Raw genomic sequence first — 234 nt, forward strand, 5'->3', positions numbered from 1 at the left:
GATTTTATTCACGGTTACTCGCCAAACTGCATTTTACACAACGCTGAATAAGTTCCATCGTTTGAAAGTAAGCTGGTGTGATCGCCACTTTCAATAACACGGCCATTATCGATAACGTAAATTTTATCGCTATTTTCAATTGTAGATAATCGATGTGCAATGACAATTGATGTTTTATCTTTCATTAAGTCATCAAGCGCATGTTGAATCAGTTTTTCGGACTCTGTATCTAAT

1 pseudogene is annotated in these 234 nt (G+C 35.5%); it reads right to left on the minus strand.

Going from position 1 to position 234, the window contains the following annotated elements:
- Positions 1 to 14: 14 nt before the first annotated feature.
- Positions 15 to 234: pseudogene (locus SB756_RS35630) on the minus strand (lipid ABC transporter permease/ATP-binding protein); the annotation flags it as partial.

Source organism: Pseudomonas sp. SIMBA_068 (assembly GCF_046534705.1).
GTDB classification, from domain to species: domain Bacteria; phylum Pseudomonadota; class Gammaproteobacteria; order Pseudomonadales; family Pseudomonadaceae; genus Aquipseudomonas; species Aquipseudomonas putida.